This window comes from Rhodanobacter sp. TND4EL1 (assembly GCF_054061035.1).
Genome location: NZ_JBSSDT010000003.1, coordinates 327,421 through 340,135 on the forward strand (window position 1 = coordinate 327,421; position 12,715 = coordinate 340,135).

A 12,715-nucleotide genomic window follows, 5' to 3' on the forward strand; every position below is an offset into this window, starting at 1 on the left:
CGCGGTCACCCGTGTCCATCGCTCACCTTTGCGGCGCGCTGGCAGGCATCTGGGGCGATGTCGCGCGAACGCCCGCGACTTGCCACGGTTTTGCCAGAACTCGTTTCCGCTATTCCATCAGGCTGGTTCGCTGGCGCCTCGGGCGCGCGGTCATCAAGGATCACCATGCGACGCCTCCCCGGACTGGACCTGCTGCGCGCCTGGGCGATCGTCTGGGTGATGCTGTTCCACTCGTACATCGTCGGTGGTGTGGGCGAACATTTCGCCTGGCTGGCGAACTACGGCTGGATGGGTGTCGACCTGTTCTTCGTGCTGAGCGGCTACCTGATCGGCTACCAGCTGCTGGCACCACTGGCGCGCGGTGAGCCGCTGGCATGGGGGGATTTCTATCGCCGCCGCGCGTTCCGCATCCTGCCGGCCTTCATTGTGGTGTTGTCCATCTACGTCGCCTTTCCGGCATTGCGCGAGTCGCCCGGCCTGCAGCCGGCGTGGCAGTTCCTCAGCTTCACCCTCAACCTGTTGATCGACTATCGGCACAACCCGGCGTTCTCGCACGCGTGGTCGCTGTGCGTGGAGGAGCATTTCTATCTGCTGTTCCCGTGGCTGGCGTTCTGGATGACGCGCCGGCCTTCCGCGGGTCGAACGGTGGCGTTGGGTCTGGCCGTGGTCGCCTTCGGCATGGCCGTGCGCGGCTACGTCTGGCTTCACGACATGGCGCCCGTGCGCTATCAGGATGGCCCGGCGTTCGGGCTGCGCTTCGTCGAAGGCATCTATTACCCGACCTGGGCCCGGCTGGATGGCCTGCTCGCTGGTGTGGCACTGGCCGCAGTTCGGGTCAGCCAGCCGGCATGGTGGAAGCGCGTGCAGTTTCGTCGCGGCCCACTGTTCGCCGCAGGGATCGTGATCTTCGCGCTGGCGCTCTGGTTGTTCCGTGACCGCCTCGGCTTCTGGCCTTCTGTGCTGGGCTACCCGCTGCTTTCGTTAGGACTGGCCCTGTGCGTTGGCTCGGCCACGGCTTGGCCTGAACGTTGGTCGCTTCCCGGCGTGGGCTGGCTGGCGCGAATTTCCTACAGCCTCTATCTGAGCCACAAGCTTGCGCTGCACGCAGTGGCGACGTGGGTGGTGCAACCTTGGGAGTTGCATGGGTGGCTGGCGTTCGTGTTGTATGCCGTCGGCGTGCTGAGTGTTGGTGCGGCGTTGCATTACGCGGTGGAGCAACCATTCTTGCGCTGGCGTGATCGCATCAATACCCGGCAACTGACGCCAGCTGGCATCGCGTCGTGAGCGCGGCGTAGAGGAAAAGCAACCTCCGTTTCATCGCAACACCGTGCCCTGCGTGTGGCTGCAACTCCCGGAGAAGCATCTGAACGAAGGCGCGCTTTCACGAGGGGCGATCCTCGGGGAAGAAGCTCAGTGACGGCTGATGTGCGCAACGATTTCTTGTCGCCCTGAGCGCATTGTTGAGCTTGGCAAGGCGCACCACTGGTTCTGCTCTGCAAGAGCGTCGGGAACGAGATGCGGTTCAGAGGCCAACTAGCGCAACTGGGCGAGCCAAACCGTGCGGCCACCGCAGGTTTGATCTTCTGCCAACGTGGCAACGACCTCAAAGCCCTCGCCATCGAGCAATTCCGTGTACTCGGCAGCGTCGAGACTGGCATGGTAAAGCGGCTCTCCTTCAAGGCGGCCGATGACCTCCCCATGCGCCGGCCCGCTGGTGAACATCAGTGACGCGCGCGCTGCAGCGTGTGCCCGGAATACCCGGAACATTCGTCTTTGGTCGTCGTGATTCAAGTGAAAGAAGCTGTCCCATGCCAAGATGCCGTGGAAGCGTTGATCAAGAGACAACTTCCGCATGTCCGAGACAAATGCCCGCTCGCGGGGCAAGTGTGACTGGAACATGGAGACCATCGCAGGAGAAGAATCGACGCCAGTCATCGAGTAGCCGAGTTCGCTGAGGTACTTGGCGACAGGTGCACCGGCTCCGCATCCCAGATCGAGCACCGAACCACCCTGTGGGAGGAGCCCGCAAAAGCGATCCAGCCACGCGCGCTCGTATAGGCCTTCCTCATGCAGTCGCGCACTGGCCCACGCACTTGCGTGTCGTTCATAGATACCGATGATGCGCTCAGCCGCAGTATTCATGCAGGAAGCTTACGACTGCCGATGGCGCGTCACAAAGCCCATTTGCGTCGCTGGTGAAAATTCGAACACATCCAGGTACGGGCCGTTCCATGCCATGGCGACTAGCGCCATTCTCATCGTCGCGAGCGACCGCAATCGGGTGGACCCGTCCCAGGGGTCGTGCGGAGCTTCCGGGCGTTGACGGTCACTCGCGTGTCTGGACTTCGTGACGAGCCCTATTTCCGCCGCGAACCACGCAGGCTGTCGAGCGAAAAAGTCGCAACCTCTCCGCCAGGTACGCGCCGCGGCTGACCCACCGGCGGACCCCACGCGTGCGCACTGACCACTTCCCACGTCGCCGGAATGCGGCCGTCGACCATCCGCTTTGCCTCATACGCCGCCAGCATGCGCTGATAAGCCGTCTTGCCGGTGAGGCCGCGGGCGCGCGCGCGGTCGGCGTTGGTGGCGCCCAGGCCCTGCAGTTCTTCCAGCAGTTTGCGCGGTTCGCTGTAGGTGAGGGTGTAGCGGAACACGTCGAGCACCGGGTCGCGCAGACCGGCGGTGAGCATGGCGTCGCCGACGTCGTGCATGTCGAGGAAGCGGGCGACGTGGGCCTGCTGGTCGGCTTCGGCCCAGGCGGCGCGCAGTTCCATCAGGGTGTCGGGGCCGAAGCTGGAGAACGCCATGAAGCCGCCGGGTTTCAGCACGCGCATGCATTCGCCGAACAGCGCGGGCAGGTCGTCGACCCACTGGAAGCACAGGTTGGAATACAGCACGTCCACGCTGTGATCGGCCAGCGGCAGCGCGGTGGCTTCGGCGCAGACGCGGCGGAACGGTTTCAGCCAGCTGTTGTGCTGTTTCGCTGCCTGCAACATCGGCAATGCCAGGTCGATCGCGATCACTTCGGCCTTGGGGTATTTCTGTTTCAGCAGCGCGGTGCCGCGACCGGTGCCGGCGCCGACGTCAACCACGCGCGCGGGCGTTTCCAGATAGAAGTCCAAACGCTCCAGCAGCGCGGCCTGTACTTCGCGCTGCAAGGCGTCGTGGCGTTCGTAGCTGCTGGCGGCGTGGCCGAAGTGGCGGCGCACCAGTTGCTGGTCGAGTTGGAAATCGCTCATCGAATCTGCTCGGGGGAAGGGGGAGTCAGCAGCGGCTGCAAGGCCTGCGCCACGGCGTCGGCATGGCCGAAGAACGGCGCGTGACCGGCCTGCGGGATGTCGGTGTACGTGCCGCCACATTGGCTGGCGGACCACGCCATCGCCTGCGGTGGTACCAGTCGGTCACGCCGACCGCTGATCCATGCGCTGCGCACGGCCAGGTCGGGCAGGGCGGCGCGGCGGTCGGTGGTTTCCAGGATGCGGATGCCTTCCTGCAGCACGCGCAGGTCCGGCTCGCCGCGGGCGAATACCAGCTCACGCAGGTGACGCAGTTCGGCGCGCGGATCAGTACTGCCCATCGTTTCCAGGGTGAGGAAGCGATCGAGCGTGGCGCGGTAATCGGTCTCCAGATCGCTGGCCAGTTGATGGACCAACTGGTCGTCGCTGCCGTGCGGCCAGCTGGCATCGCGCACGAAGCGCGGCGTGGCACACAGCATCGCCAGTCCGCGTGCCTGCCGAGGCATCTCCAGCGCGGCGGTCAGCGCGATGATCCCGCCCAGCGACCAGCCCAGCCAGATCGCCGGTGGTGTCACGGCGGCGATCGCGGCGACGCAGGCGCGTGGTTCCAGCGGCAGGCCGCAGTCACGCGAATAGCCGTGGCCGGGCAGGTCGACCACGTACATCGTGCATTGGTCGTCGAGCGCCTCGACCAGCGGTGCCAGCACCCCGCCGTGCATCGCCCAGCCGTGCAGCAGCACCAGCGGAACGGGGCCGTGGCCGCGTTGATCGATGTACAGGCCGCCCTTATGAAGCATCGTCTTTGTTGCCTTCGCTCCTTCTCCCCTTTTGGGGAGAAGGTTGGGATGAGGGGCGGGTGCTCGCGGAAGAGTTCATCGAAGCAGGCTTTGAATCAGCTTTTTCGCCCCGGTGCACGCGCTTCGAATCAGCTTCTTCCGCAGCGTACCTCCTCACCTCAATCCTCTCACCCGCAAGGGGACTCCCTGAGGGTCGCCCGAGGGGGAGAGGAGGTGAAGGCAGAAGCCGTTTATCGATGGCGCCACGCCCATCAAACACGAAGCAGTCACCGCTCCAGTGCGTGCCATCGGTCTGCTCCAGATATTTCAGGATGCCGCCTTCCAGCTGATAGACGTGCTGCATGCCCAGGTTCTGCATGTGCAGCACGGCTTTCTCGCAGCGGATGCCGCCGGTGCAGTACGACACCAGGGTCTTGCCTTCGAAGCGTGTGCTGTCGGCGGCGATCGCGGCCGGAAATGCAGTGAAGCTGGCGATGCGGTAGTCGACCGCCTGGGTGAACTTGCCCAGGTCGGTTTCGTAGTCGTTGCGCGTGTCCAGCAGGACCACTTCGCGGCCGTGATCGTCATGGCCCTGGTCGAGCCAGCGCTGCAGTGTCGGCGCATCCACCACCGGCGCACGGCCGCCTTCCGGGCGGATCGTGGGCGCTTGCATGGTGATGATTTCGCGTTTGATGCGCACCCGCATGCGACCGAACGGCACGGCGTCGGACAACGATTCCTTCGGCGCGATGTCGGCGAAGCGCGGGTCTTCATGCAGGCTGCTCATGAAGCCGTCGATCTGTTCGCGGTTGCCGGCCAGGAACAGGTTGATGCCTTCCGATGCCAGCAGGATCGTGCCTTTCAGGGCCAGCGCGTCGCAGCGCTCAAGCAGCCGCTCGCGCAGCGCCGGAAGGTCGTCCAGGCTGATGAACTTGTAAGCGGAGATATTGACGATCGACATGCGGGGGAATCGGCAGAGCAGGCGCCGATTATACGGGGTAGCCCGGTGGGGCCTGGGGTGAGGCAGACAGACGCAGTGTTTCCAGTGCGCCGAGCAGGCGGTCGACATCGGCCTCGTCGTGCGCTGCCGACAAGGTGATGCGCAGTCGCGCCTGGCCGACGGGGACTGTCGGCGGACGGATCGCGGTGACCAGCAAGCCTTGCCGTTCCAGCGCTTGCGCGGCGGCCAGCGCGGCATCGGCGCTGCCCAGCAACAGCGGCTGGATCGCGCTGTTGCTGGGCGCCAAAGGCAGGCCCAGCTGGTGGGCGCCGCGGCGAAAGCGGCCGATCAATGCGCCGAGCTTCTCCCGCCGCCAGCCCTCGTGCCGGACCAGTTGCACGGCTTCCAGCGCGGCGGCGGCCAGCGCTGGCGGCATCGCGGTGGTGTAGATGTACGGCCGCGCAAACTGGATCAGGCCGTCGATCAGCGTGGCCGGGCCGGCGACAAACGCGCCGCTGCAACCCAGCGCCTTGCCCAGCGTGGCCATCAGCAGTGGCACCTCGTTCTGGCCGAGGCCGGCGGCGCTGACGCTGCCGGCTCCGTCGGCGCCGAGCACGCCGACGCCGTGCGCGTCGTCGACCATCAAGGTGACACGTTCTCGGGTGCACAGAGCGGCCAGTTCGGGCAGCGGCGCGATATCGCCATCCATGCTGAACACGCCATCGGTGGCCAGCAAAGCGGCGGCGTCCGGGGCGGCGGCCAATTGGCGCGCGGCGCCCGCCACATCGGCGTGCGGATAGCGTTTCAGCTCGGCACCGCTGAGCTTGGCGCCGTCGAGCAGGCAGGCGTGGTTGAGCTTGTCCTGCACGCAGACGTCACCGCGCGCGAGCAGTGTTTGCAGCACGCCGAGATTGGCCATGTAGCCGGTGGAAAACAGCAGGGCGCGCTCGCGCCCGGTCCAGGCCGCCAGCGCTTCTTCCAGCGCAGCGTGTTCACGGCGGTGGCCGCAGATCAGGTGGGCCGAGGTGCTGCCCACGCCCTGCTCGCGGGCGGCATGCCTCAGTGCGCCGACCAGCCGTGGATGCTGCGCCAGGCCGAGATAGTCATTGCCGCAGAACGCCAGCAGGCGCTGGCGGCCGGTGTGCAGCCACGGCCCGTCGGCATGGTCGATCGCACGCAGCCGACGCAACAACTGCGCGTCTTCGCGCTCGGCGGTATGCGCGGCAAGCCGCCGCAGCAGGTCAGGACGCACGGCTCAGCGCTGGAGGCTGCGGGTGTTCATGCCGCCGCACTGCTGCAACCGCAACCATGGCCGCAGCTCGTGACGACGTTGTCGCCGATGTCGGCATGCGCCGGGTCGGCGGACTCGACCACGTCCATCGGGTGCAGGTCGAGTCGGCGGAACAGCGCCCGGTCGGCTTCCACGTCCGGGTTGCCGGTGGTGAGCAGTTTTTCGCCGTAGAAGATTGAGCCGGCGCCGGCAAAGAAGCACAGCGCCTGCACCGCATCATCCATCTGCTGGCGCCCGGCGGACAGCCGCACGATCGACAGCGGCATCAGGATGCGTGCCACCGCGATCGCGCGCACGAACTCGAACGGATCCAGCGGCGCGGTGTTGCCCAGCGGCGTGCCGGGCACCGGCACCAGCTGGTTGATCGGTACCGACTGCGGATGCTCGGGCAGGTTGGCCAGCGCCTGCAGCAGCCCGGCGCGCTGCTCGCGCGTCTCGCCCATGCCGACGATGCCGCCACAACAGGTTTTCAGGCCGGCATCGCGTACCTGTTCCAGCGTCACCAGGCGGTCCTGGTAGTCGCGGGTATGGATGATCTCGCCGTAGAACTCCGGCGCGGTGTCGATGTTGTGGTTGTAGTAGTCCAGCCCGGCGTCCTTCAGTGCCTGCGCATGGCCGTCACCGAGCAGGCCCAGCGTGGCGCAGGTTTCCAGGCCCAGGTCCTTCACTGCGCGCACGATCGCGGCCACCTTGGGGATGTCGCGGTCCTTCGGTCCGCGCCACGCCGCGCCCATGCAGAAGCGGCTGGCGCCGGCGGACTTGGCCGCGCGGGCGCGCTCCAGCACCTCGTCGATTTCCAGCAGCTTCTGCGCTGCCACGCCGGTGTCGTAGCGCGCCGCCTGCGGGCAATACGCGCAGTCCTCGGGGCAGCCACCGGTCTTGATCGACAGCAGGGTCGACACCTGCACCGCGTTCGGGTCGTGGTGCTCGCGGTGCACGGTATGCGCGCGGTGCAGCAGTTCGTTGAACGGCAGGGCGAACAGCGCGGCGACCTCGGCGCGGCTCCAGTCGTGGCGGAGGATGGTTTCGGCCATGGAACGGCAACTCGCAGGGAACAAGCGCGAGAGTGTGGGATCACCCCCATATCGTGTCAACCAAGAGAAACAAGTTACGGTTGACGAGTGCGAGGCGTTCACCCGCTACCATCACCGATCCACAAAGCCGCCGGGGGGCATCCAATGAGTGAAGGGCAAGGCAGTGCAGGCAACGTGATTGCGGCGATCTGCAGTTTCTTCATTCCCGGACTGGGCCAGCTGGTGCAGGGGCGGCTGCTCAAGGCCATCGTGATGTTCGTGCTGGCGGCCTTGTTGTGGATCGTGCTGCTCGGCTGGCTGATCCATCTTTGGTCGATTCTCGACGCGGCGCTGTACAAGCCCGCGCGCTGAGCCTCCGATGAGCACGGGTCTGCTGGCTGCGCCGTGGCGAAGCTTTCGCCAATTCGTGCTGCCTTTGCGCTGCCTGCTTTGCAACGCGCGTGGCGAACACGACATCGACCTGTGTGGTGCTTGCGCCGCGGAGTTGCCGCGCAACGGCAGTTGCTGCGCCCGCTGCGCCCTGCCGCTGGCCACGCCGGCTGCGCTGTGCGGCGAATGCCAACGCCGCCTGCCTCCCTGGGACACGGCGTGGGCACCGTTTCGCTACGGCTGGCCGCTGGACCGGCTGGAGTCGCGCTACAAGTTTTCCGCCGACCTGGCCGCCGGCCGCGTGTTGTCGATGCTGTGGCAGCGCGAACCGCGTCCAGCCAGGCTGCCGCAGCTGTTGCTGACCGTACCCCTGCATCGCAGCCGGCTGCGACGTCGCGGCTATAACCAGGCGCTGGAGCTGGCCAAGCCGCTGTCTCGTGCACTCGGCATGCCGCTGTCGCACGACGTGTTGCTGCGTCGCCGTTCCACCACTGCGCAAACCGAACTCGACGCCGTCGGACGTCGCCGCAATGTGCACGGTGCCTTCGCGCTGCGCGAAGGCATCGAGTTGCCAGCGCACGTGGCGATCCTGGACGACGTGATGACCACTGGCGCCACGCTGGCCGAATGCACGCGTGTGTTGCGCCGCGCCGGCGTGCAACAGGTGGATGTGTGGGCGCTCGCGCGTGCGCCCTCGCCAGCGTTGAGGGTCGAGTAAACGCGGCCATCCGCAGGGCGGACACGGTCCGCTCCCGGGATCGCTTATTTCACCGCCAGCGCCAGCACGATGCCGATCCACATCGCCAGACCCAGCCAGTTGTTGTGGCGGAACGCGGCGAGACAGGCGTCGCGCAGGCGATCGCGAATCAGCCAGTGCTGGTAGGCGAACAACCCGGCGGCCACCAGCAGGGCCAACCAATACGGCCACCCCAATGCCGCGCGCTGGCCAACGAAGAGCATGGTCAGCAGGAAAGTCGCCATCAGCACGCCGAGGATCGGAAGATCGGCATCGCCGAACAGAATCGCGGTGGATTTCGCCCCCGCTTCGAGGTCCTCGTCGCGATCGACCATCGCATACTCGGTGTCGTAGATCACCGACCACAGGATGTTGCCGATGAACAGCAGCCAGGCCACCGGCGGAACGGCATGGCTGACCGCCGCGAAGGCCATCGGGATCGACCATCCGAACGCGGCGCCCAGTACCACCTGGGGCAGGTAGGTATGGCGCTTGGTGAACGGATAGATGGCCGCCAATGCAGCACCAGCGAACGAAAGCTCGATGGTCAGCCGGTTGGTGAACAACACCAGCACGAAGGCGAACAGCAGCAGCGCACCGAATACCGCCAGTGCCTCGCGCGGCTTCACTCGTCCCGACGCAATCGGCCGGCCGGCGGTGCGAGCCACCTGTGGGTCCAGCTTGCGGTCGGCGAAGTCGTTGATCGCGCAGCCGGCCGCGCGCATCGCGAACACGCCGAGGGTGAAGATGATCAGTGGCTTCCACGGCGGAAAATCCCCGGCCGCCAACCACAGCGCCCACCAGGTCGGCCACAACAGCAGCAGTGCACCGATCGGCCGGTCCATCCGGGTCAGTACCAGGTAATCGCGTGCCTTTTCGCGATAGCGCAGCGGCAGCTTCTGTAGCAGCCAGTCCAGCACCCGCATGGCGCGGGTCGAGCTGTCGGCCGGCTGGGGCGGGCGCTTGCCAGCCGGCTTCGGCGCGGATTTGGGGGCGCCTGGCCGTGGTCGAACCGAGGGAGAGGGCTGGCCGCCCTTGCCGGATTTGCGTTTGCGGGGGGTAGGAGCCATCGGCGAAGTTTAGCCTGAGAGGTGACCCGGGGCTCGGTCGTGGCGCACACCCGGCCGATCGGGCGAGCCGAACCACCGGACCTGCGGCACGCATCCCGAGGGGCATTCAAGCTTTACGCGGATCGGCCGATACCGTTCCCGGGTGACTCCACTTCCAGAGAGCCATCCGCCGTGCGCCGACCTGGATTCGGAGCCTTGGGACGGAGAGAACGATGGTCGTATGTGAATCCACCGATAGAGATGGCGCGCGCGAGCAAGCCCGACCGGGAAGGCGGGACCACGCAGATGAATCACCTGTCGCCGATACCGTTCCCGCCGACCTGTTTCCGCAGGCGCGCCTGCTGGATTCCCTTGCGGCGTTTACCCACCATCGCGATGTCAACGCACTGGACCACAGCCTGGTCCTGTCGTTGGCCGAGTTGACCTCGGCGCAAAGCGTGATTCTGGCAAAGCGCGCGATCGACGGCCCTTACGTGGAAAGCCTCGTTCACTGCATTCCGGACCCCAACGGCGGCTATCAGGTGCAAGCGCTGGAAATGGACGAGGCCAGCCCTTCGCTGAGCCTGCTCTATCGTTGCCTGCATCGGATGGAAGCGCAGACCGCGATGGTGAACGGGCTGTGCCGCCTGGTCGTGCCGATCACCCGTGACGGCAAGATGATTGGCGTTATGCAATTGGACAGCCACGTGGTCGCGCAAGTGAACCGCCCCCTGGTCGACGGCTTTGCGCGGATCTACGCCAACTACACCGCGCTGCTTCACGAAAGCGAGCGCGACAAGCTTACCGGTCTGTACAACCGGCGCAGTCTCGACCGTCAGCTGCAGAAGATGCTGCATGAGTGCGCCACCGCGCTGCCGCGGTTGCCGGAGCTGGCGACGGAGCCCGCGGGGCACAGGCACGGAGCCCAGGGGTCGGGGAGCATCTGGCTGGCCATTCTCGATATCGATAACTTCAAGAAAATAAACGACAACTACGGTCACATCTATGGCGATGAAGTGATCCTGCTTCTCGCCCAGCAGATGCGTGCCTGCTTCCGTCGCACGGATGTGCTGTTCCGCTTCGGCGGCGAGGAGTTCGTCATTCTGTTCAACGCCTCCGAAGAGGCTGTGGTGCGAGCGATTCTGGAGCGCTTTCGCCAGCGCGTTGCCGGCCACACGTTCCCGCAGGTGGGGACTGTCACAGTCAGTATCGGCTACGCCAGCGTAGGCAAGCACGACTATCCGGCCAGCGCGCTGGACCGGGCCGACAAGGCCCTGTATTTCGCCAAGCAGCACGGTCGCAACTGCATTCACGGCTATGAAGACCTGGCCGGCCGTGGCCTGCTCGGCAGTGCCGTGGCGGCCGGAAGCATCGATCTGTTCTGAGTGCCGTGGGATCGGCGACGTCACCGCGTTGCCGGCCGGGTCGATGTGCCATCGTCCTAAGGTCGCAGCAGCAGTCGATACGCCGGGTGCGCGCTCTCATCCACGTGCGGATAACCGAGCGTGGCGAGGAAGCGCCGGAACAGCGGTTGTTCGTCCGCGGGCACCTGGATGCCGACCAGGATGCTGCCGTGGTCGGCGCCGTGGTTGCGGTAGTGGAACAGGCTGATGTTCCAGTCCGGGTGCAGTCGGCCGAGGAACTGGGTGAGCGCGCCGGGACGCTCGGGGAATTCGAAGCGGTACAGCCGTTCGTCGCGGGCCAGCGCGGAGCGGCCGCCGATCATGTGGCGCAGGTGCAGCTTGGCCAGTTCGTCGTCGGTGAGGTCGAGAACGTCGAATTGTTGCGCACGGAACGCCGCCGCCAGCGCCTCGCGTTCGCTGCTGCCAGCGATCCGCACGCCGACGAAGATGTGCGCGGAACGGGCATCGCCGATGCGGTAGTTGAACTCGGTGATGTCATGCCGGCCCAGCGCGGCACAGAAGCGGCGGAAGCTGCCGCGTTCCTCCGGAATGGTCACCGCGAATACCGCCTCGCGCTGCTCGCCCACGTCGGCGCGCTCGGCGACGAAGCGCAGCCGATCGAAATTCATGTTGGCGCCGGAGACGATCGCGACCAGCGCGCCGTTGCCGGGACCATTCGCGGTGACGTATTGCTTCAGCCCGGCCAGGGCCAGCGCGCCGGACGGTTCGGCGACGCTGCGGGTCTCCTGGTGGAGGTCGCGAATCGCGGCGCAGATCGCGTCGGCATCGACCCGCAGCATCGTGTCGACATGTTGCCGGCACAGCGCGAAAGACAGCGCGCCCACCTGCTTCACCGCGGTGCCGTCGGCGAACAGGCCGACTTCATCCAGCACCACGCGACGGCCGCTTTCCAGCGAGCGCGCCATTGCATCCGAATCCGTCGCCTGCACACCGATCACCCGAACGTCGGGCCGCAGCGCCTTGATGCAGGCAGCGACGCCGGCGAGCAAGCCACCGCCGCCGACCGGCACGAACACGGCCTGCAACGGACCGGGATGCTGACGCAGGATTTCCAGTGCGATGGTGCCCTGGCCGGCGATCACCGCGGGGTCATCGAAGGGGTGCACGAACACCGCGCCACTGTCAGTCTGCAGGCGTGCAGCAGCGGCTTGTGCATCACTATACGAATCGCCCGCCAGCACCACCTCGATCATCGCGCCACCGATGCGGCGTACCGCATCGATCTTCACCTGCGGCGCGGTCACCGGCATCACGATGGTGGCGCGGATGCCCAGCTTCGCCGCCGCCAGCGCCACGCCTTGCGCGTGGTTGCCGGCCGAGGCGGCGATCACGCCGCGCAGGCGTTGCGCCGGATCCAGTTGCACCATCCGGTTGTACGCGCCACGCAGCTTGAACGAGAACACCGGCTGCTGGTCCTCGCGTTTCAGCAGCACGGGCTGGCCGAGCCGCGTGGACAACAGCGGCGCCCTCTCGAGCGCGGACTCGTGCGCCACCTCGTAGACGCGCGCGGCCCGGATCTGCGCCAGCAGGTCGCCCTCGGCATCCTCCGTCACCGGCGCGACGGCGCTCACGCCGCGAGTGCCGTCGCCGGGTGCGCCACCTGCACCACGTCCACCAGCTTGCGCGTCTGCTGCAGGATCTGGCTCAGTGCAGCGTCATCGCACTGCAGGCTCAGGGTCAGGCGCGACACGGCGGGATCGTGCGTGGTGGCCACCGTGAGCGTGTCGATGTTGTAGCCGCGTGCGGCGAACAGTCCGGCCACGCGGACCAGCGCGCCGGCTTCGTTTTGCAACAGGATGGACAAGGTGTGTTTCATGGCAGTGCTCCGCAAACCTTCATGGTGGAATCATCCGTTCGCCC

General features: G+C 66.4%; 13 protein-coding genes. 4 read left to right on the forward strand and 9 right to left on the reverse strand.

Annotated features, from left to right (window positions below; translation table 11 throughout):
* Positions 1–165: 165 nt before the first annotated feature.
* Positions 166–1,284: an acyltransferase family protein gene (locus tag ACVWWQ_RS13200; RefSeq protein WP_133948817.1), complete on the forward strand. Its 1,119-nt coding sequence runs from the start codon at positions 166–168 to the stop codon at positions 1,282–1,284.
* A 249-nt stretch (positions 1,285–1,533) separates the two neighbouring features.
* On the opposite strand, the gene ACVWWQ_RS13205 is transcribed toward ACVWWQ_RS13200, so the two are convergent.
* The 6 genes from ACVWWQ_RS13205 to bioB form a co-directional block, all read right to left on the reverse strand.
* Entirely contained in the window at positions 1,534–2,142 is a 609-nt protein-coding gene (locus ACVWWQ_RS13205) for a class I SAM-dependent methyltransferase (RefSeq protein WP_133948815.1), read from the reverse strand.
* A 215-nt stretch (positions 2,143–2,357) separates the two neighbouring features.
* A complete protein-coding gene (bioC, locus tag ACVWWQ_RS13210; RefSeq protein ID WP_133948813.1) occupies positions 2,358–3,239 on the reverse strand; it encodes a malonyl-ACP O-methyltransferase BioC in 882 nt (293 codons plus the stop codon).
* Positions 3,236–4,033, reverse strand: coding sequence for a pimeloyl-ACP methyl ester esterase BioH (gene bioH / locus ACVWWQ_RS13215; protein WP_133948811.1), 798 nt, complete (start codon positions 4,031–4,033; stop codon positions 3,236–3,238). The genes bioC and bioH overlap by 4 nt, the downstream gene beginning before the upstream one ends.
* A complete protein-coding gene (locus tag ACVWWQ_RS13220; protein ID WP_133948809.1) occupies positions 4,023–4,973 on the reverse strand; it encodes a sulfurtransferase in 951 nt (316 codons plus the stop codon). The genes bioH and ACVWWQ_RS13220 overlap by 11 nt, the downstream gene beginning before the upstream one ends.
* A gap of 28 nt (positions 4,974–5,001) precedes the next feature.
* Positions 5,002–6,204, reverse strand: a complete 1,203-nt coding sequence (gene bioF / locus ACVWWQ_RS13225; protein ID WP_133948807.1) for an 8-amino-7-oxononanoate synthase — start codon at positions 6,202–6,204, stop codon at positions 5,002–5,004.
* Positions 6,205–6,230: 26 nt separating this feature from the next.
* On the reverse strand, positions 6,231–7,277 hold the full coding sequence (gene bioB, locus ACVWWQ_RS13230; RefSeq protein WP_133948805.1) for a biotin synthase BioB: 1,047 nt from the start codon (positions 7,275–7,277) through the stop codon (positions 6,231–6,233).
* 144 nt (positions 7,278–7,421) lie between these two features.
* Between bioB and ACVWWQ_RS13235 the strand changes: the two genes are divergently transcribed.
* Complete coding sequence (locus ACVWWQ_RS13235) at positions 7,422–7,628, forward strand: hypothetical protein (RefSeq protein WP_099653106.1); 207 nt, start codon at positions 7,422–7,424, stop codon at positions 7,626–7,628.
* 7 nt (positions 7,629–7,635) lie between these two features.
* Positions 7,636–8,364 (forward strand): ComF family protein, encoded by a 729-nt coding sequence (locus ACVWWQ_RS13240; protein WP_133948803.1) that lies wholly within the window; start codon positions 7,636–7,638, stop codon positions 8,362–8,364.
* A gap of 44 nt (positions 8,365–8,408) precedes the next feature.
* Here the strand turns inward: ACVWWQ_RS13240 and ubiA are convergent, their stop codons facing one another.
* Positions 8,409–9,308 (reverse strand): 4-hydroxybenzoate octaprenyltransferase, encoded by a 900-nt coding sequence (ubiA, locus tag ACVWWQ_RS13245; RefSeq protein ID WP_133949366.1) that lies wholly within the window; start codon positions 9,306–9,308, stop codon positions 8,409–8,411.
* Between the two features lie 356 nt (positions 9,309–9,664).
* Here ubiA and ACVWWQ_RS13250 point away from each other — a divergent pair, with 356 nt between their 5' ends.
* A complete protein-coding gene (locus ACVWWQ_RS13250) occupies positions 9,665–10,816 on the forward strand; it encodes a GGDEF domain-containing protein (RefSeq protein ID WP_133948801.1) in 1,152 nt (383 codons plus the stop codon).
* A gap of 56 nt (positions 10,817–10,872) precedes the next feature.
* On the opposite strand, the gene ilvA is transcribed toward ACVWWQ_RS13250, so the two are convergent.
* Together ilvA and ilvN are read right to left on the reverse strand one after the other, a co-directional pair.
* Positions 10,873–12,426, reverse strand: a complete 1,554-nt coding sequence (ilvA, locus tag ACVWWQ_RS13255) for a threonine ammonia-lyase, biosynthetic (protein ID WP_133948799.1) — start codon at positions 12,424–12,426, stop codon at positions 10,873–10,875.
* Positions 12,423–12,671, reverse strand: coding sequence for an acetolactate synthase small subunit (gene ilvN / locus ACVWWQ_RS13260; protein ID WP_133948797.1), 249 nt, complete (start codon positions 12,669–12,671; stop codon positions 12,423–12,425). The genes ilvA and ilvN overlap by 4 nt, the downstream gene beginning before the upstream one ends.
* Positions 12,672–12,715: the final 44 nt, after the last annotated feature.